Origin of the sequence: Kitasatospora sp. NPDC098663, assembly GCF_044760075.1 — a bacterium.
Taxonomy (GTDB): Bacteria; Actinomycetota; Actinomycetes; order Streptomycetales; family Streptomycetaceae; genus Kitasatospora.
Genome location: NZ_JBIWAP010000035.1, coordinates 1 through 21,072, shown reverse-complemented (window position 1 = coordinate 21,072; position 21,072 = coordinate 1). Strand labels below are relative to the sequence as shown.

22 protein-coding genes and 1 pseudogene are annotated in these 21,072 nt (G+C 72.8%); 11 read left to right on the top strand and 12 right to left on the bottom strand.

Annotated elements, in window-relative coordinates; all coding sequences use genetic code 11:
* Nucleotides 1–171: 171 nt before the first annotated feature.
* From ACIQVZ_RS30670 to ACIQVZ_RS30650, 5 genes and pseudogenes are all read right to left on the bottom strand, one after another.
* On the bottom strand, nt 172–906 hold the full coding sequence (locus ACIQVZ_RS30670) for an alpha/beta hydrolase (protein WP_350884488.1): 735 nt from the start codon (nt 904–906) through the stop codon (nt 172–174).
* A 146-nt stretch (nt 907–1,052) separates the two neighbouring features.
* A pseudogene (locus tag ACIQVZ_RS30665) lies at nt 1,053–1,454 on the bottom strand (thioredoxin family protein); the annotation flags it as partial.
* Between the two features lie 106 nt (nt 1,455–1,560).
* A complete protein-coding gene (locus ACIQVZ_RS30660; RefSeq protein ID WP_402454355.1) occupies nt 1,561–2,301 on the bottom strand; it encodes a hypothetical protein in 741 nt (246 codons plus the stop codon).
* 85 nt (nt 2,302–2,386) lie between these two features.
* Nucleotides 2,387–2,899 carry a DUF1990 family protein gene (locus tag ACIQVZ_RS30655; protein WP_402454353.1) on the bottom strand — a complete coding sequence of 171 codons (513 nt, stop codon included), beginning with the start codon at nt 2,897–2,899 and terminating at the stop codon, nt 2,387–2,389.
* Nucleotides 2,896–3,738 carry a YndJ family protein gene (locus tag ACIQVZ_RS30650; protein WP_402454351.1) on the bottom strand — a complete coding sequence of 281 codons (843 nt, stop codon included), beginning with the start codon at nt 3,736–3,738 and terminating at the stop codon, nt 2,896–2,898. The genes ACIQVZ_RS30655 and ACIQVZ_RS30650 overlap by 4 nt, the downstream gene beginning before the upstream one ends.
* 167 nt (nt 3,739–3,905) lie before the next feature.
* On the opposite strand from ACIQVZ_RS30650, the gene ACIQVZ_RS30645 reads away from it, so the two are divergent.
* Together ACIQVZ_RS30645 and ACIQVZ_RS30640 are read left to right on the top strand one after the other, a co-directional pair.
* Nucleotides 3,906–4,175, top strand: a complete 270-nt coding sequence (locus ACIQVZ_RS30645; protein ID WP_350884480.1) for a DUF1876 domain-containing protein — start codon at nt 3,906–3,908, stop codon at nt 4,173–4,175.
* A complete protein-coding gene (locus ACIQVZ_RS30640; RefSeq protein ID WP_350884478.1) occupies nt 4,172–4,375 on the top strand; it encodes a hypothetical protein in 204 nt (67 codons plus the stop codon). Before ACIQVZ_RS30645 ends, ACIQVZ_RS30640 begins: the two co-directional genes overlap by 4 nt.
* Nucleotides 4,376–4,495: 120 nt before the next feature.
* Here ACIQVZ_RS30640 and ACIQVZ_RS30635 read toward each other — a convergent pair whose 3' ends face one another.
* From ACIQVZ_RS30635 to ACIQVZ_RS30620, 4 genes are all read right to left on the bottom strand, one after another.
* Nucleotides 4,496–4,936 (bottom strand): PPOX class F420-dependent oxidoreductase, encoded by a 441-nt coding sequence (locus ACIQVZ_RS30635; RefSeq protein WP_350884476.1) that lies wholly within the window; start codon nt 4,934–4,936, stop codon nt 4,496–4,498.
* 36 nt (nt 4,937–4,972) lie between these two features.
* Nucleotides 4,973–6,583, bottom strand: a complete 1,611-nt coding sequence (locus tag ACIQVZ_RS30630; RefSeq protein WP_402454348.1) for a cytochrome bc complex cytochrome b subunit — start codon at nt 6,581–6,583, stop codon at nt 4,973–4,975.
* Nucleotides 6,584–6,776: 193 nt separating this feature from the next.
* The gene (locus tag ACIQVZ_RS30625) at nt 6,777–8,306 is read right to left on the bottom strand and encodes an MFS transporter (RefSeq protein ID WP_402454345.1); all 1,530 of its coding nucleotides are present in this window, start codon (nt 8,304–8,306) and stop codon (nt 6,777–6,779) included.
* A gap of 184 nt (nt 8,307–8,490) precedes the next feature.
* On the bottom strand, nt 8,491–9,168 hold the full coding sequence (locus tag ACIQVZ_RS30620) for a TetR/AcrR family transcriptional regulator (protein ID WP_350884470.1): 678 nt from the start codon (nt 9,166–9,168) through the stop codon (nt 8,491–8,493).
* A 247-nt stretch (nt 9,169–9,415) separates the two neighbouring features.
* On the opposite strand from ACIQVZ_RS30620, the gene ACIQVZ_RS30615 reads away from it, so the two are divergent.
* Both ACIQVZ_RS30615 and ACIQVZ_RS30610 read left to right on the top strand, forming a co-directional pair.
* Nucleotides 9,416–9,997 (top strand): Uma2 family endonuclease, encoded by a 582-nt coding sequence (locus ACIQVZ_RS30615; RefSeq protein WP_350884467.1) that lies wholly within the window; start codon nt 9,416–9,418, stop codon nt 9,995–9,997.
* Nucleotides 9,998–10,117: 120 nt separating this feature from the next.
* Entirely contained in the window at nt 10,118–10,906 is a 789-nt protein-coding gene (locus ACIQVZ_RS30610) for a VOC family protein (protein ID WP_350884462.1), read from the top strand.
* Between the two features lie 3 nt (nt 10,907–10,909).
* Here ACIQVZ_RS30610 and ACIQVZ_RS30605 read toward each other — a convergent pair whose 3' ends face one another.
* Nucleotides 10,910–11,488 (bottom strand): hemerythrin domain-containing protein, encoded by a 579-nt coding sequence (locus tag ACIQVZ_RS30605; protein WP_402454342.1) that lies wholly within the window; start codon nt 11,486–11,488, stop codon nt 10,910–10,912.
* A gap of 80 nt (nt 11,489–11,568) precedes the next feature.
* The gene (locus ACIQVZ_RS30600) at nt 11,569–12,165 is read right to left on the bottom strand and encodes a TIGR03086 family metal-binding protein (protein ID WP_350884458.1); all 597 of its coding nucleotides are present in this window, start codon (nt 12,163–12,165) and stop codon (nt 11,569–11,571) included.
* Between the two features lie 183 nt (nt 12,166–12,348).
* On the opposite strand from ACIQVZ_RS30600, the gene ACIQVZ_RS30595 reads away from it, so the two are divergent.
* Together ACIQVZ_RS30595 and ACIQVZ_RS30590 are read left to right on the top strand one after the other, a co-directional pair.
* A complete protein-coding gene (locus ACIQVZ_RS30595) occupies nt 12,349–12,918 on the top strand; it encodes a DoxX family protein (RefSeq protein ID WP_063346958.1) in 570 nt (189 codons plus the stop codon).
* A gap of 324 nt (nt 12,919–13,242) precedes the next feature.
* On the top strand, nt 13,243–15,471 hold the full coding sequence (locus ACIQVZ_RS30590) for a M9 family metallopeptidase (RefSeq protein ID WP_402454459.1): 2,229 nt from the start codon (nt 13,243–13,245) through the stop codon (nt 15,469–15,471).
* A 94-nt stretch (nt 15,472–15,565) separates the two neighbouring features.
* Here the strand turns inward: ACIQVZ_RS30590 and ACIQVZ_RS30585 are convergent, their stop codons facing one another.
* Complete coding sequence (locus ACIQVZ_RS30585) at nt 15,566–16,327, bottom strand: PP2C family protein-serine/threonine phosphatase (RefSeq protein ID WP_402454340.1); 762 nt, start codon at nt 16,325–16,327, stop codon at nt 15,566–15,568.
* 158 nt (nt 16,328–16,485) lie between these two features.
* Between ACIQVZ_RS30585 and ACIQVZ_RS30580 the strand changes: the two genes are divergently transcribed.
* The 5 genes from ACIQVZ_RS30580 to ACIQVZ_RS30560 all read left to right on the top strand — a co-directional run.
* Complete coding sequence (locus ACIQVZ_RS30580) at nt 16,486–17,613, top strand: LLM class flavin-dependent oxidoreductase (protein WP_402454337.1); 1,128 nt, start codon at nt 16,486–16,488, stop codon at nt 17,611–17,613.
* A complete protein-coding gene (locus ACIQVZ_RS30575; RefSeq protein ID WP_402454335.1) occupies nt 17,610–18,233 on the top strand; it encodes an FMN reductase in 624 nt (207 codons plus the stop codon). Before ACIQVZ_RS30580 ends, ACIQVZ_RS30575 begins: the two co-directional genes overlap by 4 nt.
* Nucleotides 18,234–18,552: 319 nt before the next feature.
* The gene (locus ACIQVZ_RS30570; protein WP_350884448.1) at nt 18,553–19,587 is read left to right on the top strand and encodes a Dyp-type peroxidase; all 1,035 of its coding nucleotides are present in this window, start codon (nt 18,553–18,555) and stop codon (nt 19,585–19,587) included.
* Nucleotides 19,588–19,615: 28 nt separating this feature from the next.
* Nucleotides 19,616–20,413, top strand: coding sequence for a family 1 encapsulin nanocompartment shell protein (locus ACIQVZ_RS30565; protein WP_350884446.1), 798 nt, complete (start codon nt 19,616–19,618; stop codon nt 20,411–20,413).
* Between the two features lie 235 nt (nt 20,414–20,648).
* On the top strand, nt 20,649–21,072 hold a 424-nt coding region (locus tag ACIQVZ_RS30560), incomplete at its 3' end, for an electron transfer flavoprotein subunit beta/FixA family protein (RefSeq protein ID WP_402454332.1).

Here is a 21,072-nt window from a genome sequence, read left to right as displayed (position 1 = left end):
TCCGGTGGGATCCGGCCCTGGCCGGACGGGCGCCGGGCCGTTCGCCCGGTGCCGTGCCCATCCTGCGACGCCGGCGGGGCTTCGCGCAGACGAACGCGCGGACGAACGCGCCGACGAACGCGCCGACGAACCCGCCGATGGGTCCGCCGACGGGTCCGGGCCGAGGGCGGGTCAGAGCGCCGCGAGCTCGGCCAGCACCGCCGCCGTGTCGGCCGGGCGGGAGAACATCGGCCAGTGCCCGGTGGGCAGTTCGCGCAGCTCCCAGTTCGGCCCGTCGAGCCCGGCGAACCACGGGTGGCCGGCCGTGATCATCGCCTGCACCTGGGCGAGCGGGAAGGAACAGGTCACCAGGGCCTGCGGCAGCGCGGCCGAGGCGCCGGTCAGCCGCAGCCGGTCCCGGTACGCCCCGGCCGGGTGCGGGGTGGCCAGCTCGCGGATCCGGGCGAGCTCGGCCTCGTCCAAGCCCTCCACACTGGCGCCGTCGGCGGCGAGGTCGGCCCAGGAGGGCATCGGGAGGCGGCCGTCGACCACCGCGGCGTCGGCCGCCGCGCGGTGGTCGGGCTGCCAGAGGTCGTACAGCGAACCGCCGTCGATCATCGGGCCGCTGTCCAGGTAGACCACCCGGCGGATCCGCTCCGGCATCCGGTCGGCGAGGCCGCCGGCCGGGACGCAGGCGCCGCTGTGCGCCACCAGCACCACCTCCCACAGGTCCTCGCGGACCAGCAGGTCGGCCAGCGCGGCGATGTGCTCCGCCAGCCCGATCGGCTCGGCCTCGCCCGCGCGCTCCGCCAGCCCGGGCAGGGTCACGGGGTGGACGGTGTGCCCGGCGGCACGCAGCGGCGCGGCGACCTCGTCCCAGGCCCAGGCGCCGAGCCAGAAACCGGGGACCAGTACGAACGTGCTCATGGTGGGTCGCTCCTCGCGGTCGGGCGGGATCTCCGTCGCCGACGACTCTAGGACCGACCCCGGCCGGACTTCGCCCGGATTTCCGAGCGACCGGGCCCGGGGAGTCGCACTCCCCGGGCCCTCGGACCAGCGGACGCCCGGACGGGTCAGGCCTGGCCCCCGGCCGCCTGCTCCTGCGCGACCTTGCGCTTCACCTCGGCCATGTCCAGGTTCCTGGCCTGGCCGATCAGGTCCTCGAACACCGACTCCGGCAGCGCACCGGCCTGCGAGAAGACGAGCACGCCCTCACGGATGATCGCCAGTGTGGGGATCGACTGGATCCCGAACGCGGCGGCCAGCTCCACCTGCGCCTCGGTGTCCACCTTGGCGAAGACGAGGTCCGTGTGGCGCTCGGCCGCCTTCTCGTACACCGGGGCGAACTGGCGGCACGGCCCGCACCACCCGGCCCAGAAGTCGATGAGGACGAAGTCCTGGCCCTCCGGGCCCGGGACGATGTCGTCGAAGTTCTCCTTGGTCAGCTCGACCGTGCTGCTCATCTCGCGATTCCTTCCCTTCCGGAGGCGGCGCTACCGATCACGTGCTCGCGACAACCGTGCGCCCCGACGGGGTATTCCGCAGCCGGAGCCGCCTCCACCGGTAGCTGCCGGCGCCGGTTCAGCGCCCGGGCGCCACACACCGCGCGGAGCGCAGACCCCACGGGCGGGAGACCTCGTACGCCGCCAGCCGCTCGACCCGGGCCGGCCCCTGCACGCCGGGCCAGCGCGGGTTCGGCGTGCCGTCGCCGATCAGGTGCTGCCGTTGCCAGACGCGGTTCCAGCCGACCCGCAGGGTGGGCTCGAAGCTGTGCCACCGTCCGCACGGGCACGGCTGCCGCACCCAGGCGCAGGTCCGGCAGAGTTCGGCCAGGCCGTGGCCGGTCGAGCGCGACAGCACCGGCTCCTCGTCCCCGCAGGCCGGGCAGCCGGGCAGGTCGGCGCCGTCCAGCAGGGCGTTCTGCCGCCGGACGTAGTCGGGCAGCCGCAGCGGCGGGTGGAGGAAGGGGTCCGCCCGCCAGGCCGCGTCCGGTGCGCCCCACCAGGGGCGGTTCCACCACACCGGCTCGGGCGGTTGCCGCCGCCCGGCCCGCTTCTGCGCCCGGCGCCGCGCCTCGTACTCCCGTGCCCCGGCCAGCCACAGGACCCGTGCCTCGTGCAGTTCCTCCACGGCCCGCACCAGCGAGTCCGGGTCGGCCTCCAGCAGCCGGGGCATCCGGGCGCTGAGCGTGAGGTGGTGGTAGGTGGCCCGGAAGCCGTACGGCGCGAAGCAGGTCAGGCAGGTCCGCAGGGCGTTGAACCGCCGGCGCGCCGGCAGCCGCTCGTCGTGCACCCGGGCCCGGTGGGTCAGGAAGCTGGTCACGGCTGCCCCGCGGCGACATCGAGGGCCGACTGCATGCGTATCACCGGGTGATCATGCCGGACGGCCTACCCGGCGGGCCAAGGCATTACCCCGCGTCCGCCGCGATCCGGGCCAGGACCCGGCCGCAGCGCCGGGCGAAGGCCCGCTGCGCGAGCGGCAGCAGCGGCCCCGCCAGCCGGGCGTACCGGGCGACCGGACGGCTGAAGGCGGTGACGCTGAACCAGACCGCCCCGTCCGCCTCCAGTTCGACCAGGAACGTCTCCTCGCCGCGGGCCAGATGGCCGGCCCGGGTGCCGTAGGTGAAGCCGTACCGGTCCGGGCCGTCGACGGTGGCCAGCACCCGGTTGGGGGCGCCGGCCCGGAGCGGGCCGACGCCGATCGCGCAGTGCACGGCGACGCCGGGGGCGGCCCGGTCCGCGTCGGCGTCGATCCGCACGCCGGCCAGCCGGTGCATCCGCCAGCCGAGCAGGGCGGCCCCGGCCACCTCCAGGGCGGGGCGGCCCCGGCCGATGAGTGCCCGGTGCCGCAGGTGGCGGTACCCGCCGGGCAGGTGGCCGGTGGCGCTGGCGCCCTGCTCCGGGTAGCTGAGGTCGGTCATCGGTGGTCCTCCGCGGTGGTGATCCGGCGCCAGGCGAGCAGCGAGCAGAGTGCGAAGCCGAGCGCGTTGCCGACGCCGTGGGTGGCGGCCATCCAGGCCAGGGTGGGGTGGGGGAGCCCGGACGCCTGGCCGAGGGCCCACCACAGGGCGAGCAGCATGGTGAGGGCGAGGACGGCCGAGGAGGCGGTGAGCAGCCGGGCGGTGACCGGGTCGGCGGCGCGGGGCCGCAGATCGCGCCAGGTGACCAGGCCGACCAGCCACATCCCGGTGGTGAGCACGCAGGCCCCGGCGAACTGGACCCAGGTGCCGAGGAAGTACCCGGCGAGCACCAGCAGCGTCCCGGCCGGCACGCTGAACGCGGCGCAGCGGGCGGCGCCGGATCCCGCCCGGGTGCTGCGGCAGACCAGCCCGGCGACGAGGGCGGCGGTGAAGCCGGCGTAGTGGAAGTGCGGGACGGTCAGTGCCAGGACGTGCGGTTCGAAGCCGAACAGCGGGTAGCCGGAGCGTTCGGCGACCAGGGCGGTGCCGGCCACCGCCGGGGCGGCGAGCGCGGTGAGGACGGCGAGTTCGGCGGGCGCGAGCGAGCGGGTCCGGCGCAGCCGCAGCGGGGCGTGGAGGGCGACGGCCAGGGTGCCGAGCGCGTAGAGGGCGGCGCTGCCGGTGGCGAGGCCGCCGCGCGGGAGCCAGAGCGAGAGCGCGCCGGGGACGGCGGCGAGCGGCCAGAGCCGGCGGACGCGGTCGAGGCCGGGTTCGCCGATCAGGGCGAGGCCGAGCGGGACGACGGCGCCCATGCCGAGCAGGACCAGCAGGTTCACCAGCTCCGTCGTGCCTTTCCCCATGCCGGAAGCACCTCCTTGAACGCGTTCAAATCGTGGTCGTCGACGACTCTACGCCGCACAGTTGAACGTGTTCAACTTGCCCCCGGTCGGCCTGCCCTGGTGTTCACGGTGGGTGCGGCGCACTCTGGAGGAGTAACCGGAGGAGTGACCGATGGAGGTGATCCGCCATGCAGACTCTGGTCGGTTGGCACATCGAGATGGAGTTTCGCGAGGACGGCCCGCGCACGACCGCCGCGGCCATGCTGCGGCTGCGCGACGGCAGGGAACTGCGGGCCCACGGCTACAGCAGCCGCCACCCCTCGGACCCGGAACAGCTGCGGGTCGGCGAGGAGATCGCGGGGGCCAGAGCCCTCAACGACCTGGCCTCGCAGCTGCTCACCAAGGCCCACGGTGAGATCCAGGAGGTCAGCCCGATCCCGACCCACCCGTTGACGTGAGTGCCGCGCACCCGGACGGCGGCCACGCCGGCGGCCGGGAGCACCGTCCGCGCATCCCGCTGATCTGCCCGCGCTGCGGGCACGAGCAGCGGGTCGTGCCCGGCGGCCCCGACCGCGCGGTCAGGGTCGTGCACCTGGCGACGGGCCGGGAGGCGTGCGAACCCGGGGACCTGGCGAAGGCGCCGGACGACGGGCCCTGACAGCGGTCCCCGGGCAGCGTGAACGCTTCGGAACACGAACGGCGCCGGGGGCCGGGCGCGCTCGTGCCCGGCCCCCGGCCCCCGGCCCCGCTCCCGGCGCCACCAGGCCGCCCGACGGGGTCAGTTGACGCAGTACGTCGTCGGCAGCTGCCACTCGGGCCCGACCAGCCGCTGCTCCAGCTCGTTGAGCGTGATCCGGATGCCGACCGTCCCGGCCAGCCCGACCCGGAACCGGCTGCGGGCCAGCGCGATCAGCGCCGTCAGGCCGTACTTGTTGATCAGCGAGGTGCGGTAGCGGGCGGTGTCGTCCGGGTCGCAGAGCCGTGCGCGGGCCGGTACCGGCCGCCCGGTCGGGCGCCCGTGGGCGTCGCACGGGCCGACCAGCACCCGGGGGTGGCGCCGGATCCGTTCGGCCTCGCCGGAGTGGGCCGGGGTCCAGACGCCGAGCGCGGTGCCGTCGGGCACCACCCAGATCTGCGAGTCCCGGCGGGTGCCGTCCTCGCCGAAGGTGGTGAGCAGGAGGTATCTGTTGTCGGCGAGCTGGTCGGATCGGTCGTGCATCTGTCCTCCCTCTGGCGTGGGGACCGGGGCCGTGGGTCAGTGCCCGCGGCCCTCGGTGATCTCGCGGTACTCCTCGGCGGTGGGCTTGGCGATCCGGGCGTGTTCGCCGTGGAATCCGCGGGACAGCCGGGCGCGGGTGCGGGTGAGCACGCCCGCGCTCCGGGCGACTCCATTCTCGTCGACGGGGGCCGGCAGTTCGAGGGGGCGGGGCTGCTCGTGTGCGGTGAGCCGGTGCAGTTCGGCGGGCGCGAGCCCGGCGTGCACCTCGGTGAACTCGCCGTGCGGCAGGCGCCTGACGACGCCGGTCTCGCGTCCGTGCAGCACCTTGTCGCGGTCACGGCGCTGGAGGCCGAGGCACCAGCGCCTGGTGATGACGAAGACGGCCACCGGGACGGCGAAGAAGCCGATCCGCACCGCGTAGGTGATGGCGTTGAGCGACAGGTGCAGACGGGTGGCGATGAGGTCGTTGCCGCCGCCGGCCAGCATCACCAGGTAGAGGCTGATCCAGGCGGCGCCGAGCGCGGTGCGGACGGGCGCGTTGCGCGGCCGGTCCAGCAGGTGGTGTTCGCGCTTGTGGTCGGTCACCCAGCTCTCGATGAACGGGTGGACCGCGATCGCGCCGAGGATCACCGGGAACAGCGTGAACGGGATCAGCACGCCGAGGTTGAGGGTGTGCCCCCAGAGCCCGACCTCCCAGCCGGGCATCACCCGGATCAGGCCCTCGGCGAAGCCCATGTACCAGTCGGGCTGGGCGTCGGTGGAGACCTGGTCGGGGCGGTACGGGCCGTACGCCCAGATCGGGTTGACGGTGGCGACGGCGGACATCAGCGCGACGGTGCCGAAGACCAGGAAGAAGAACCCGCCGGCCTTGGCCAGGTAGACCGGCATCAGCGGCATGCCGACGACGTTCTTCCCGGTCCTCCCGGGCCCGGGCCACTGGGTGTGCTTGTGGTGGAAGACCAGGATCAGGTGCGCCACCAGCAGGCCGAGCATGATGCCGGGCACGAGCAGCACGTGGACGGTGAAGAACCGCGGGATGATGTCGTGCCCGGGGAACTCGCCGCCGAACAGGAACATCTGGACGTAGGTGCCGACCAGTGGGACGGCCAGCACCACGCCCTCGATGAACCGGATGCCGGTGCCGGAGAGCAGGTCGTCCGGGAGCGAGTAGCCGAAGAATCCGTCCAGCATGCCGAGGAAGAGCAGCAGGAAGCCGAAGACCCAGTTGACCTCGCGCGGCTTGCGGAACGCACCGGTGAAGAAGACCCGCATCATGTGCACGAACATGGCCGCGACGAAGACGACGGCGGCCCAGTGGTGGATCTGCCGGATCAGCAGCCCGCCGCGGACCTCGAAGCCGATGTCCACCGTGGAGGCGTAGGCCTGCGACATGGGCACGCCCTTGAGCGGGACGTACGAGCCGTCGTAGATCACCTCGCCCATGGAGGGCTTGAAGAACAGGGTCAGCCAGACGCCGGTCAGGATGATGATCAGGAAGGTGTACAGGCAGATCTCGCCCAGCATGAAGGACCAGTGGTCCGGGAAGATCTTGCGCAGGTTGGCCCTGGCCAGGGTGTGGATCCCCAGTCGGCCGTCCGCCCAGTCGACGGCCCGCCGCCCCCGTCCTGGGTTCTGATTCCGGGTCATGTGCACGCACCTCAGTCGGAACGAAGTGGGGATCATTCCCCGCTTCTCGCTGAGGTCACCATAATCGGGGAGTGCTCCCCACTTCTACCCGGGGTGGCTGTGCTCCGGACCCCGGAACGGCGAGCGGCCCGCCCGGCGCCCCAGGAGGGGGACACCGGACGGGCCGCGTACGCACCCGAGCAACCCGCAGGCGTCAGTGCGCCATCACCGGAACCTCGTCGCTCTTCGCCGCACCGGCGCCCGAAGCCGACGCCGCGTCCGGGCGACCGGCGTTCACGAGGGTGAAGGCGATCGCGGAGGCCGCCACCAGGATCCCGAAGGACACCCAGATCGCGGTGGTGAAGCCGTGCACCATGCCCTGGAACTGCAGGGCCTGGGCGGCCGCCGGCGACGAGGCGGCCGCGGCGGTCGCGTGCGAGGCCAGCCAACTGGTGGTGGCACTGGCCGCGATGGTGTTCAGCAGCGCGGTGCCGATGGCGCCGCCGACCTGCTGCGAGGTGTTGACCATCGCCGAGGCGACGCCCGCGTCGCGCGGCTGGACGCCGTGCGTCGCCAGGCTCATCGCCGGCATGAACGCGGTGCCCATGCCGAGGCCCATCAGGACCAGGCCGGGCAGGATCAGCATCGGGTAGGAGGTGTCCAGACCGATGTTGCTCAGCAGCAGCATGCCGATCGAGGCGACCAGGAAGCCGGGGGCCATCAGGAACCGCGCCGGGACGCGGGTCATCAGCCGGGCGCCGATCTGGGTCGAGCCGGTGATCATGCCCGCCACCATCGGCAGGAACGCGACGCCGGTCAGCACCGGGCTGTAGCCGCGCACGAGCTGCAGGTAGTAGGTCAGGAACAGGAACAGGCCGAACATGCCGATCACGGCCAGGCCGAGCGACAGGTACACCCCGCCGCGGTTGCGGTCCAGCACCACGCGCAGCGGCAGCAGCGGGGCCTTGACCCGGCGCTCCACCAGGACGAACGCGGTCAGCAGCACGGCGGCCGCGACGAACAGCCCCAGCGTGCTGGCGGCCGTCCAGCCGCTGGACTCGGCGCGGGTGAAGCCGTACACCAGCGAGACCAGGCCGGTGGTCACCAGCAGCACGCCGGGGACGTCCAGCCGGTTGCGGTTGCGGCCCTCGGCGGGCTCGCGGATCACCAGGACGGCGCCCACGGCGGCCACGATGGCGAACGGGACGTTGACGAAGAACGTCCAGCGCCAGTTCATGTACTCGGTCAGCAGACCGCCGAGGATCAGGCCGATCGCGCCACCGCCACCGGCGATCGCGCCGTAGATGCCGAAGGCCTTGGCGCGCTCCTTGGCCTCGGTGAAGGTCACCGCCAGCAGCGACAGCGCGGCCGGGGCGAGCAGCGCGCCGAACACGCCCTGGAGGGCGCGGGCGCCGAGCAGCATCGCGGTGTTGGCCGCGGCGCCGCCGAGCGCGGAGGCGAGGGCGAAGCCGGCCAGGCCGACCACGAAGGTCCGCTTGCGGCCCCAGAGGTCCGCGATCCGGCCGCCGAACAGCAGCAGGCCGCCGAAGGCCAGCGCGTAGGCGGTGATCACCCACTGGCGGTTGCCGTCGGAGATGCCCAGGTCCCGCTGGGCGGACGGAAGGGCGATGTTCACGATGGTGGCGTCCAGGACGACCATCAGCTGGGCGAGGCCGATGAATATCAGCGCCTTCCAGCGCCGGGGATCGGGCAGCGTCGCCGGTCGGGCGTCGGTTTCAGGCATGGAGGTACTCACTTCGGGGTGCGTGGCGTGCGACAAGGGCCGACCGCCGTACGGGGACGGCTGGTCGCCGTACGGGGCGTCGGTGCGGGGCGGGTGGTGCGGGACGTGCGGGGATCGGCTTCCGGCGGGCCGGTGGTCGGCCCGGTCCGGAGGGTGGGTCGGTCGGTCGGGGTACCGCTGTGGGTCAGTGGTGGGGTTGGAAGTCCTCGAAGGTCGCGGCCCGGCCGGGCAGCACCGAACGGGCCGGCGTGCGCAGCCCGTCCAGGAACAACTGCAGGTGCCGGTGGACGAAGTCGTCGAGCAGCTGGCAGGACGTCCCCGGCAGCGGCCGGGTCAGCTGGCTGATCGCGATGAACAGGTCACCGTGGTCGACGTCCGCCCGCAGTTCACCCGCCGCCCGGGCGCGCTCCATCAGACCGCTCACGGCGGCCGTCAGGCGCACGCGGGCCTCGGTGAGGTCCGGGTCGAACGGGTCGACATGGCTGGTGAACATCGGGCAGAGCGCGCCGAGCTTCTCCGCGACGGTCGCGTGCGCGAACCGCTGCAGGGCGTCGAAGGGGACGCCGTCAGGGGCGTCCGCCTCGACCGTCGCCGTCTCGGCGAGGGCCAGGATACGGCTCTTGACGAGCAGCGCCACCTCGCGGACCAGCGCCGAGCGGTCCGGGAAGTTCCGGTACAGCGTGGCGTTGCCGACCCCGGCCCGCTTCGCGATCTCGTCCAGCGGCACGTCCGCGCCGTGCTCGACGAAAGCGTCGCGAGCCGCCAGGACGATCCGCTCCCGGTTGCGGGTCGCGTCAGCGCGCAGCTTGGGCGCACGGACGGTCTCCACGGGTCGGACCGGCTCGGTGGCGGCGGTGGTCACGGCGACTGCTCCTTCAGGATACCGGGGAAGTTCTCCCCGCTTCTGCCTACGAAAGACCAAACGGGGATTCCGTCCCCGGAAATTTCGGCTTTTGCTGTGACCTGGATCACATTTCCTGTGCCGCCGTCCGGCCATGGGTAGGGCCATGGCCGGACGGCGGGCGCTATCGGCGGAAGCCGGACGGCCCGTAACCACTCGCCGGTGTGTTCGTTGCACGGCAGGGTGCCCAGGCGAAGGAGGAAAGCCCATGACTGCGATCTCCGAGCGCCCGCACATGCTGCCCGAGGAGTTCGAGGAGATTGCCGACCTCGTAGCCCGCCGCGCAGAGGGAATCCGGCTGGAGTTCATCAACGGGAAGCTGGGGATCAAGCCCGTGCCGGACGGCGACCGCAGCATGATCATCGAGTGGCTGACGCGGATCTGCATCCAGGCGCGTCCCGATTTGTGGCTGTACAACCACGGTTTGAAGATTCGGTCCTACCGTGGCGGACGCGCTCACCCGGACGGCACGCTCGCCCCCAGCGGCACCGTTGCCGGTCAAGGGGAGTGGGCCGACGCTGACGGTGTGCTGATGGTCGTCGAGGTCACCTCCTACGACTCGGACACCGACCGGCGCGATCGCGTCGAGAAGCCTCGGGCTTATGCCGAGGCCGGCATCCCGATCTACTTGCTGATCGACCGGGATTCAGCCGAGGTCGTCGTCCATAGCCAGCCCGACGGCGTCCGTTACGAGACCGCGCAGATCCTCCCGTTCGGCAGGACCGTCCACCTCCCCGAGCCGGTGGGGATCTCGCTGGACACCGAGCCGCTCAAGAACTGGGTGCGCTGATCCCGGCCATGCCTCCCGGAACGTGCTACGCCCATCCCCCTAGGCTGTGGGCGTCCCGGGCGGCCGGTGGGCCGTGGGAGTCGGGAGGGGCCCGGCGGCCGGGGGGCGAGGAGGTCCGCGATGGGCAGCGGTGAGACCGCCGAGGTGCGCTGCGTGGCGGCCGTTCCGTGCTGGGTGAGCCTGACGGCCCGGGACCTGGAGGGGGCGAAGGCGTTCTACGGGCCGCTGCTCGGCTGGGAGTTCGAGCCGGGGCCGGACCGCTTCGGCCCGTACCTGCACGCGGTGACCGGCGGGGAGGCGGTGGCCGGGCTGGGGGTCGCGGGCAGCGACTGGGCGATGCCGGTGGCGTGGACCAGCTACTTCGGGACGGAGAGCGCGGACGAGGCCGCCGACGCGGTGCGCGAGCGCGGCGCGACCCTGGCGGTGGGCCCGCTCGCCTTCGACGCCGGGCGGGTGGCCTTCGCGGCGGACCCGGCCGGGGCGGTGTTCGGCATCTGGGAGGGCCCGCTGGGCCGGGCCCGACGGCTGGACCTGCCGGGCGCTCCGGTCTGGATCGAGCTGCGCACGCCGGACCCGTTCGCGGCGGCCCTGTTCTACGGGCAGGTGTTCCGCTGGGACGGCCGTGACCCGGAGCGGTTCGACGTCCGCTGGGAGCACGACCGGGTGGTGCTGCGGGCGGAGGGCCACAGCGTCGCTGCGCTGGCGAGGGAGCAGGCGGGCGGTGCGGCCGGGCTGCCGCCGCACTGGGAGGTGTCCTTCGCCGTTCCGGACGCGGACCGGGCGCTGGCCCGGGCGGTGGAGCTGGGCGGTTCGGTGGTGGGAGCCGCCTTCGACTCCCCGTACGGGCGGGTGGCCCGGTTGCAGGACCGGGAGGGCGGCCGCTTCGCGGTGATCAGCCCGAAGAACTGACGTTCACGGCTCAGTGCTGCCCGCCTCGGCGGGTCCCGCGCCCTCAAGGCCCTCGGCGCCCTCAAGGCCCTCGGCGCCCTCAAGGCCCTCGGCGCCCTCAAGGCCCTCGGCGCCCTCAAGGCCCTCGACGTCCTCGGCGGTTTCCGCGCGTTCGGCCCGCAGCCGGTCGCCGAGCACGGCTCGGGTGGTGGCGGGCAGGGCCTTGCGGGCGGCCGGGAAGAGCTGCTTCTCCTCGACGGCGAGGTGGCGCCGCAGGGTGTCGGCGAGGCCGCGCAGCAGGGTGTCGAAGGCCGGGTCGGCCGGGCCGAGCCCCTGGAGGTCGGAGAGGTACTGCCCGATCGCCAGGTGCTCGTGGATGCTGCCGAACACCAGCGCCCCGCCGTCCGGTACGTCGTGCTGCACGAGCGGGAAGAGGTGTTCCTCCTCGGCCGCGCAGTGGGTGAACAGCAGGTCGGTCAGCCGGGCCAGCAGGTCGGCGCGCTCGGCGGCGCCGGCGGGTGCCCGCTCGATCCGGTCGAGCAACTCGGTGACCGCCCGGTGGTCGGCGGTGAACTCGCCGAGGATGTCCGGCCTGCGGCTCATGGCGTGCCCGCCTCTCGCACGGATCGTGGCCCCCGCTCCTTCCAGTATCCGGCGTCGGGTACCACGCCGGTCGCCGCAGGTCAGGGCCGGTCGTGCCGCCCGGTGAGGGCGAGCAGGCGGGTCTGCGGGCCGGCGTCGTCGGGGACGGGCAGGGGCGGGTCGAACAGGCCGCTCCCGGAGAGGTTCCCGTAGCCGGCGAACTCGCCGAGGGCGAAGTCGACGAGTTCCGCCGGGAGCCGGGTGCGCCGCCCGACGGCTTCGGCGAGGTCCCAGCTGTGGATGACGAGGTCGGTGGTGAGCTGGTCCAGGTAGTACTGCCCGGAGACGTCCCCGAAGGAGAGGTGGACGGTGAGCTCGGTGGCGCCGGGGACGGCGAAGGCGTCCCGGGCGGCGTCGGCGGCTTCCGTCCAGGTGGTGACCGGGTCGTCGCCGAGGACGTCGCCGTCGAAGCGGCCGCCGACCTCGGAGATGGTGGCGCCCATCAGCAGTTCGGGGATCCACAGCTGTTCGCCGGTGAGGTGGTTGACGAGTTCGCGGACGGACCAGTCGGCGCACGGGGTGGGGGCGTCCCACTGGCGGGGGGTGATCAGCCGGACGCGTTCGCCGAAGGCGGCGAGGGCTTCGGGGTAGGGCGTGCCGGGTTTCGCGGTCCGCCGGTGCTGCCTGCGTTGAGCCATGTCTCCACCCTGCCCCGGGCCGGGTCCGGCCCGCGAGTTGTCCACGATCCGTCAGTTGTTCAAATTCGAACTCCAAGGTACGGTCGAGGAGCGGCCGGTTCAAATTTGAACAACAACCGCGGGGTGACCCGCCCGGCCGCACCACCACACCCCTACGACCGATCCCGATCGATGGAGACGCGCATGCCGAGCAGCAGCCCGAGCACGACCGCCCCCACCACCACCGTCCTCCCGGGCCGGGCGACCCCCGACTCCGCGACGACCTCCCCGCACGCCTATGACGCCGGACTCCTGCTCCTGCGCCTGGCCCTCGGCCTGACCATGGCCGCGCACGGCAGCCAGAAACTGTTCGGCTGGTTCGGCGGCGGCGGGATCGACGGCACCGGTCAGTTCTTCACCATGAGCGGCTACCCGGCGGGCAACGCCATGGCCGTGGTCGCCGGCCTCACCGAGACGCTCGGCGGACTGGCCCTCGCCGTCGGCCTGCTGACCCCGCTGGCGGGTGCCGCGATCGTCGGCACGATGGTCAACGCGATCGCCGTCACCTGGGGCGGCGGCTTCTTCGCCCCGAAGGGCAGCGAGTACGAGCTGCTGCTCACGGCGGGTGCCGCCGCGCTCGCCCTGACCGGCCCGGGCCGCTACGCAGTGGACCGCTTCCTGCCGGTGCTGCGCGCCCACCGACTGGCGTACGGCGCGGCGGCGGTTCTGGTCGGCCTGGTGACGGCCGGTGTGATCCTGCTGCTGCGGAAGTAGTGCGGAAGTAGTCGAGCGGGGCGTCAACCCCTGAGCGCAGGGGCCGTGCCGGCGATTCGCCGGCACGGCCCCTGCGTCGTTCCCCCGCCAATCGCTCACATGAGCAGGGCTATCCAACGTCATGTGATGTGTGCCATGGTACATGTCACACTCCCCACCGTGTGTACGACGGAGCCGCCCACAGGCGCCGTCGCCAACGGTCCTCACCCCCCCCACCGGCCGCACCCCCAATGCGGCCGACGACGGCCCGGAGGCCCCCACGTGAGTTCCGCGCGTCTGCTGCGACTCCCGCAGCTGGCAAGGCTGTTAGTGCTCGCCCTGACCATGTTCCTGACGATCGGCCTGTTCGCCCCGCAGAGCAAGGCCGCCCCCGCCGCCGCCCCCGGCGGCGCGTCCGCCCCCACCACCCCCGCCGGACCGGCGCCGCAGCCCGCCGCCGGCGCCCCCGAACGCGGCCACACCGACCGGCAGTTCGCCTCTGTCGACCAGCGAGCCCCGCTCCCGCTCGACACCCGGCCGGCCGAGGCCCGGCCGACCGCCAAGGCCTTCTCCCTCGGCGCGGCCGCCGCCCAGCCCTGCAACGTCGGCGACTTCACCGGCCGGACGGGCGGCGACCTGGTCCAACACATCAAGGCCGCCGACATCCAGTGCGTCAACGGGCTCTTCCAGCTCACCGGCGCGGACGCGAGGGGCGCGTTCCGCGAGGAGCAGATGACCACCGTGGCGTACGCGCTGCGCGACGCGTCCGGCAGCTACCCGGGCGACAACTCGACCTCCGTCGAGCAACTGGTGCTGTACCTGCGCGCCGGGTACTTCGCGCAGTGGTACCACAAGGACGACGTCGGCACCTACGGCACCGCCCTCCAGACGGCGATCCGTTCCGGGCTGGACGCCTTCTTCGGCGGCGCGCACGTGCGGGACGTCGCCGCGGGCAACGCGCCCATCCTGGGCGAGGCCGTCACCCTGATCGACAGCGCGCAGGAGAACATCCGCTACCTCCCGGTGGTCAAGCGGCTGCTGAACGACTACAGCAGCGCCACCTGGAACCCGGCCGGCATGGCCTGGGCGGTGAACCCGGTCTTCACGGTGCTGTTCCGCGGCCACCAGGTGACCGGCTTCGACGCGGCGGTCGAGGCCGACCCGAGCGTGCTGGACGCGCTGTCCGGCTTCGCGACCCGCAACAACGACCAGCTCGGCGGCGACTTCGGCGTACTGGTCTACAACGCGGCCAAGGAGCTGACCCGCTTCCTGAAGGACACGGCGCTCCAGCCCAAGGTCCGTCCGCTCGCCAAGTCGCTGGTCGCGCAGTCCGCGCCGAACGGTCGCACCGTCTACCAGTGGGCCGCGGTCGCGGACGGGGTCGGCTACTACGACGCCGCCAACTGCGCCTACTACGGCACCTGCAACGCCTCCGACCAGCTCAAGGCGGGCGTGCTGACGGTCGACTACACCTGCAGCCCGAGCATCAAGCTGATCGCCCAGGCGCTGGACAACACCCAGCTGGGCACCGCCTGCACCAGCCTCACCGGCCAGGACGCGTACTTCCACTCGGTGGTGCGCGACAACGGTCCGGTCAAGGACGACGGCAACACCACGATCGAGGTCGTGGTCTTCCACTCCTCCCTGGACTACCAGGTGCTGGCCGCGGCCATCTACGGCATCGACACCAACAACGGCGGCATGTACCTGGAGGGCGACCCGGCCAAGGCCGGCAACCAGCCGCGCTTCCTCTGCTACGAGGCCGAGTGGGCCCGCCCGTCGTTCGAGATCTGGAACCTCAACCACGAGTACACCCACTACCTCGACGGCCGGTTCGACATGTACGGCGACTTCAACGCCGGCATGACCACCCCGACCGTCTGGTGGGTCGAGGGCTTCGCCGAGTACATCTCGTACTCGTACCGCAAGGTGACCAACGACGCCGCCATCGCGGCGGCCGCCCAGCACACCTACAAGCTGAGCGACCTCTTCGACACCGCCTACGGTGACCAGGACCGGGTCTACCGCTGGGGCTACCTCGCCGTCCGCTACATGCTGGAGCAGCACCGCGGCGACCTGGACTCCGTCCTCGCCAAGTACCGCGTCGGCGACTGGGCCGGCGCCCGCACCCTGCTCAAGACCACCATCGGCACCCGCTACGACGCCGGCTTCGACAGCTGGCTGACGGCGTGCGCCAACGGCGCCTGCGCCTCCGGCGGCGGCACGCCCACCCAGCCGCAGCTGCCGGAGTGCGCCGGCACCGACATCCGCAAGCTGGACGCCAACTGCGCCCGCAGCAACATCGCGGCGACCACCGGCAACTACGCGCACTTCTACCTCCTGGTGCCGGCGGGCACCAAGCAGGTGAAGGTCACCACCAGCGGCGGCACCGGCAACGGCGACCTCTACTACAACCCGGCCGGCTGGGCGTACACCGACGCCAGCACGGCGCACTCGTCGGGTCCGGACAACTCCGAGACCCTGACGATCACCAACCCGCCGGCCGGCTACGTCTACTTCAGCCTCTACGCCCAGCAGGGCTTCAGCGGGGTGAGCGTCACGAGCGAACTCTGACCGGACGCTCGTCGAGCGACCGAAACACGGACAGGTGACCGCCCCGGCGGAGCGCTTCGGCGCCCCGCCGGGGCGGGTCCGTTCCAGCTGGCGGCTACTCGCCGATCCGGACCAGCGCCAGGGTGATGTTGTCCGGCCCCCCGGCCGCGATCGCCGCCTTCCAGAGCTCGAACGCGGCCCTCCCGTCGGCGCGGTCGGAGCCGTCGTGCGGCTGGGCGAGCAGCGCGGCCAGTTCCTCCTCCGGCACCGGGTCGGTCAGGCCGTCGCTGCACACCAGGTAGCGGTCGCCGGTGGCCAGCGGTGCGGCGCGTACGTGCGGCTCGACGAAGGTCAGTCCGAGCGAGCCGCCCAGGGTCTGGGTGACCACCGAGGTGGTGCGCCGGCCGGGCGGCAGCGGCGGGCTGTCGTCCACGCTCACCCGGCGCAGCCCGTCCGGGGCGACCTGGTAGACCCGGCTGTCGCCCACGTTGAAGGCCACCGCCCGGTCGGGCAGCAGGACCAGGCCGGCCACCGTGGTGCCCATCGCGGCCAGTTCGGGTTCGCCCGCGGCGGCCGCGTACACCGCCCGGTTGCACTCCTGGAGTTCCTCCCGGACGGCCTCCTCGCCGTCCAGTCCGGCGCCGTCGGCGGCCAGTCGGCGGGCCACCAGGGCGCTGGCGACCTCGCCGCCGGGGTGGCCGCCCAGGCCGTCGGCCACGGCGACGACGCAGGGCGGGCCGAGCGGGAACAGCAGGGTCTGCGGGTTGCCGGTCACGGTGGCGCAGAGTGTCCACGGCCCGACCGTGAGGCTGTCCTCGTTGTGCTGCCGCACCAGGCCCTCGTGGCTCAGCGCGCTCACCGCGATGTACGTCGCCATCGGTTCGCCGCCCTTCCGGAGCTCCCCCCTCAATTGTGGGCGGGAATAACGATCCGCACCCGGATGCTAAGGTGGTTGAAAGTTTAACGATCTGCCCCGAGAGCCCCGTGCGCCCCGAGCGCCCGGGCGAGGGGCCGACCTGGAGTGTGGTGAGCAGCATGCAGTTCGGAATCTTCACCGTCGGCGACGTCACCCCCGACCCGACCACCGGCCGCACCCCGAGCGAGCACGAGCGGATCAAGGCCATGGTGGCCATCGCGCGCAAGGCCGAGGAGGTCGGCCTCGACGTCTTCGCGACCGGCGAGCACCACAACCCGCCGTTCGTCCCGTCCTCGCCGACGACCATGCTCGGCTACATCGCCGCGCAGACCGACCGCATCATCCTCTCCACCTCGACCACGCTGATCACCACCAACGACCCGGTGAAGATCGCCGAGGACTTCGCGATGCTCCAGCACCTCGCCGACGGCCGGGTGGACCTCATGATGGGCCGCGGCAACACCGGCCCGGTCTACCCGTGGTTCGGCAAGGACATCCGCCAGGGCATCCCGCTCGCGATCGAGAACTACGCGCTGCTGCACCAGCTGTGGCGCGAGGAGGTGGTGGACTGGCAGGGCCGCTTCCGCACCCCGCTGCAGTCCTTCACCTCCACCCCGCGCCCGCTGGACGGCGTCGCGCCGTTCGTCTGGCACGGCTCGATCCGCAGCCCGGAGATCGCCGAACAGGCCGCCTACTACGGGGACGGCTTCTTCGCGAACAACATCTTCTGGCCCAAGGAGCACTTCCAGAAGCTGATCGCCCTCTACCGCGAGCGCTACGCCCACTACGGCCACGGCACGCCCGAGCAGGCGTACGTCGGCCTCGGCGGGCAGGTGTTCATGCGGCGCAACTCGCAGGACGCGGTGCGGGAGTTCCGGCCGTACTTCGACAACGCGCCGGTGTACGGGCACGGGCCCTCGCTGGAGGAGTTCACCGAGCAGACCCCGCTGACCGTGGGCAGCCCGCAGGAGGTCATCGAGAAGACGCTGGCCTTCCGCGAGTCCTTCGGCGACTACCAGCGCCAGCTGTTCCTGATGGACCACGCCGGCCTGCCGCTGAAGACCGTGCTGGAGCAGCTGGACCTGCTCGGCGAGGAGGTCGTGCCGGTGCTGCGCGAGGAGTTCGCCAGGAACCGCCCGGCCGCGGTGCCGGACGGGCCGACGCACGCCGCGCGGGTCGCGGCCCGCGACGAGGAGTCCGCCGACGGGAAGTCCGCCGACGGGGAGACCATGGAGGTGGCCAAGTGACCGCGTACCGGCTGGTGGTGGTGAGCGCCGGGCTGAGCGAGCCGTCCTCGACCCGGCTGCTGGCCGACCGCCTCTCCGAGTCGACGATCCGTCAACTGTCCGATAGTGGGCGGCAGGTGGACGTCACGGTGGTCGAACTGCGCGACCTGGCCACGGAGATCGCCCACCACTTCGTCACCGGCTTCCCCGGTGCGGCACTGCGCGGGGCGATCGACGCGGTGACCGGAGCGGACGCGGTGATCGCGGTGACGCCGATCTTCACCGCCTCCTACAGCGGCCTGTTCAAGTCCTTCTTCGACCTGGTCGACCACGACGCGCTCACCGGCAAGCCGGTGCTGATCGCCGCCACCGGCGGCACGCCCCGGCACTCGCTCGCCCTGGAGCACGCCGTCCGGCCACTGTTCAGCTACCTGCGCGCGGTGGTGGTGCCGACCGCCGTCTACGCGGCCACCGACGACTGGGGCACGGCGGGGGACGGGCTCACCGACGGCCTCCCGGGCCGGATCGACCGCGCGGCGGGCGAACTGGCGGCCCTGCTGGCCGGCCGCGGCCCGGCGGCGCCGGCGCTGCCCGAACAGGTGGTGCCGTTCGCCGAGCAGCTGGCGGCCCTGCGCGTCTGACGGCGCCTGACAGCCGGGGTGGAAGGGGCGGGCGCGTGACGGCGCGTCCGCCCCTTCCGCGTGCCCACCGGCCGCGGGCGCCCCCGAACGGCCTCGGCGGACGGTGCGTCCGGGAGGGCCGTCCGGGGGAGTGCCGCCCGCGCCGAATGGTCCGCTATGGGGTGTAATCGTACGCATGATCAGATGTCCGCTGGTCCGTCACGCCGCTGGTCCGTCACGCCGTCGGCCCGCCCGGCCGGCAGCGGCCGCGGCAGGCTGACCACCGGCCATGAGCGGGACGCCCCCCGGCCTCCCGCGCCACCGTGGAGGAACCCTCGCCATGCAGGCCGAACCGCAAGCCGTGCTCTCCCCGCTGACCAGCGCGGCGGTCTTCCTGGTCCTCACCGTCGAGCCCGGCGGCGAGGACGCCGTCCGCGACCTGCTGCCCGATCTCGCCGGGCTGCGCCGCGCGGTCGGCTTCCGGGCCCCCGAGGGCGGCCTCACCTGTGTCACCGGCATCGGCTCGGACGCCTGGGACCGGCTCTTCGACGGCCCCAGGCCGGCCGGCCTGCACCCCTTCCGGGAGGTGGCCGGCACCCGCCACCGGGCCCCGGCCACCCCCGGTGACCTGCTGCTGCACCTGCGGGCCGCCCGGATGGACCTCTGCTTCGAGCTGGCCGGCCAGCTCACCGGCCGGCTGGCCGGGGCGGCCACCGTGGTGGACTCCGTCCAGGGCTTCAAGTACTTCGACGACCGGGACCTGCTCGGCTTCGTCGACGGCACCGAGAACCCCGAGGGCCGGGCCGCCGAGACCGCCGCCGTGGTCGGCGCCGAGGACCCGGGCTTCACCGGCGGCAGCTACGTCGTCGTCCAGAAGTACCTGCACGACCTGGACGCGTGGAACGCGCTGAGCGTCGAGGACCAGGAGCGGGCGGTCGGCCGCACCAAGCTCACCGACATCGAGCTCGATGACGACGTCAAACCGGCCGACTCGCACGTCGCGCTCAGCATCGTGACCGGGCCGGACGGCGAGGAACGGAAGATCGTCCGCTACAACATGGCCTTCGGCTCGTTCGACCGCGGCGGCGAGTTCGGCACCTACTTCATCGGCTACGCGCGCGACCCCGAGGTGACCGAGGAGATGCTGCGCAACATGTTCGTGGGCCGCCCGCCCGGCACCACCGACCGGCTGCTCGACTTCTCCACCGCCGTCACCGGCTCGCTGTTCTTCGTCCCGACCGCCGACTTCCTCGACGCCCCGCCGCCCGCGCCACCGGCGCCCCCGGTGCGGTCGGCGCCGCCCGCTCCGCCCGCGCCGAGTGCTCCCCCCGCGACCGGCTCGCTCGGCATCGGCAGCCTGCGCGGCACGCCCTGAACCGGACCTCCCGACAAGGACCCGCACCATGAACAACCTGCACCGCGACCTCGCCCCCGTCTCCGCCGCAGCCTGGGCGGAGATCGAGGAGGAGGCCCGCCAGACCTTCAAGCTCCACATCGCCGGCCGCCGCGTGGTCGACCTGAACGGCCCCGACGGCTCCACCCTCGCCGCCGTCGGCACCGGCCACCTGACCGGCATCGAACCGCCCGCCGACGGCGTCCAGGCCCACGCCCGCGCCGCCCAGCCGGTGGTCGAGCTGCGCGTCCCCTTCACCGTCCGCCGCGAGGCCGTCGACGACGTCGAGCGCGGCTCCCGCGACTCCGACTGGCAGCCGGTGAAGGACGCCGCCCGCACCATCGCCCTCGCCGAGGACCGCGCCGTCTTCGAGGGCTACCGCGCCGCCGCCATCGAGGGCATCCGGGCCGGCTCCACCAACCCGCCGGTCCAGCTCCCCGAGGACGTCCGCGAGTACCCCGAGGCCGTCAGCCGCGCCCTCACCGCGCTGCGCCTGGCCGGCGTCGGCGGCCCCTACTCGCTCCTGCTCGGAGCGGACACCTTCACCGCCGTCAACGAGACCAGCGACCACGGCTACCCCGTCCACAACCACCTCGCCCGCCTCCTCGACGGGGACATCATCTGGGCCCCCGCCATCGAGGGCGCCCTCCTCCTGTCCACCCGGGGCGGAGACTTCGAGCTCTTCCTCGGTCAGGACGTCTCCGTCGGCTACCTCTCCCACGACGCCGACACCGTGCGGCTCTACCTCCAGGAGTCCCTCACCTTCCGCGTCTACACGGGGGAGGCCGCCGTGGTGCTGGCCGCCTGAGGGCGGCCTGAGGCCCAGCGCACACCGGGAAGGGTACTGAGTTCCTTTACCAGGGGTACTGAGTGCCGTATCCTCTTCGTGGAGCCTCCGACACCAGTCGAAGAGCGCCGACACGGTATGCCGGTCCAGGTGGCGCTCACGGCGCGCAGGGCGCGGCCGGGCCGGGATTGGCACTCAGTACCCTCGGCATGACGTGAGGCCATGGACCAGCGCGACCGTGACAGGAGAACCACTCATGAGCTTGAGGATCGTCGTCTGTGTGAAGTACGTGCCGGACGCGACGGGTGACCGTCGGTTCGCGGACGACCACACCACCGACCGGGAGGGTGTGGACGGCCTCCTGTCGGAGCTCGACGAGTACGGCGTGGAGCAGGCGCTGCGGATCGCGGCGGCGAACGAGGGCGCCGAGGTGACGGTGCTGACGGTCGGGCCGGACGACGCGAAGGACGCGTTGCGCAAGGCGCTGTCGATGGGTGCGGACAAGGCCGTGCACGTGAACGACGAGGACATCCACGGTTCGGATGTGATCGGGACGTCGGCGGTGCTGGCGAAGGCGCTGGAGAAGACCGGGTTCGACCTGGTGATCGGCGGGATGGCGTCGACGGACGGTTCGATGGGTGTGCTGCCGGCGCTGCTGGCGGAGCGTCTGGGTGTCGCGC

Bases quoted from the DNA above. Each gene is read 5' to 3' on its own strand.
- ACIQVZ_RS30635 (WP_350884476.1), bottom strand. From the start codon at position 4,936: ATGCACGACCGATCCGACCAGCTCGCCGACAACAGATACCTCCTGCTC.
- ACIQVZ_RS30595 (WP_063346958.1), top strand. From the start codon at position 12,349: ATGCCGAGCAGCAGCCCGAGCACGACCGCCCCCACCACCACCGTCCTC.
- ACIQVZ_RS30630 (WP_402454348.1), bottom strand. From the start codon at position 6,583: ATGACCCGGAATCAGAACCCAGGACGGGGGCGGCGGGCCGTCGACTGG.
- ACIQVZ_RS30605 (WP_402454342.1), bottom strand. From the start codon at position 11,488: ATGAGCCGCAGGCCGGACATCCTCGGCGAGTTCACCGCCGACCACCGG.
- ACIQVZ_RS30610 (WP_350884462.1), top strand. From the start codon at position 10,118: ATGGGCAGCGGTGAGACCGCCGAGGTGCGCTGCGTGGCGGCCGTTCCG.
- ACIQVZ_RS30590 (WP_402454459.1), top strand. From the start codon at position 13,243: ATGTTCCTGACGATCGGCCTGTTCGCCCCGCAGAGCAAGGCCGCCCCC.
- ACIQVZ_RS30615 (WP_350884467.1), top strand. From the start codon at position 9,416: ATGACTGCGATCTCCGAGCGCCCGCACATGCTGCCCGAGGAGTTCGAG.
- ACIQVZ_RS30580 (WP_402454337.1), top strand. From the start codon at position 16,486: ATGCAGTTCGGAATCTTCACCGTCGGCGACGTCACCCCCGACCCGACC.
- ACIQVZ_RS30570 (WP_350884448.1), top strand. From the start codon at position 18,553: ATGCAGGCCGAACCGCAAGCCGTGCTCTCCCCGCTGACCAGCGCGGCG.
- ACIQVZ_RS30670 (WP_350884488.1), bottom strand. From the start codon at position 906: ATGAGCACGTTCGTACTGGTCCCCGGTTTCTGGCTCGGCGCCTGGGCC.
- ACIQVZ_RS30645 (WP_350884480.1), top strand. From the start codon at position 3,906: ATGCAGACTCTGGTCGGTTGGCACATCGAGATGGAGTTTCGCGAGGAC.
- ACIQVZ_RS30625 (WP_402454345.1), bottom strand. From the start codon at position 8,306: ATGCCTGAAACCGACGCCCGACCGGCGACGCTGCCCGATCCCCGGCGC.
- ACIQVZ_RS30565 (WP_350884446.1), top strand. From the start codon at position 19,616: ATGAACAACCTGCACCGCGACCTCGCCCCCGTCTCCGCCGCAGCCTGG.
- ACIQVZ_RS30585 (WP_402454340.1), bottom strand. From the start codon at position 16,327: ATGGCGACGTACATCGCGGTGAGCGCGCTGAGCCACGAGGGCCTGGTG.
- ACIQVZ_RS30655 (WP_402454353.1), bottom strand. From the start codon at position 2,899: ATGACCGACCTCAGCTACCCGGAGCAGGGCGCCAGCGCCACCGGCCAC.
- ACIQVZ_RS30600 (WP_350884458.1), bottom strand. From the start codon at position 12,165: ATGGCTCAACGCAGGCAGCACCGGCGGACCGCGAAACCCGGCACGCCC.
- ACIQVZ_RS30650 (WP_402454351.1), bottom strand. From the start codon at position 3,738: ATGGGGAAAGGCACGACGGAGCTGGTGAACCTGCTGGTCCTGCTCGGC.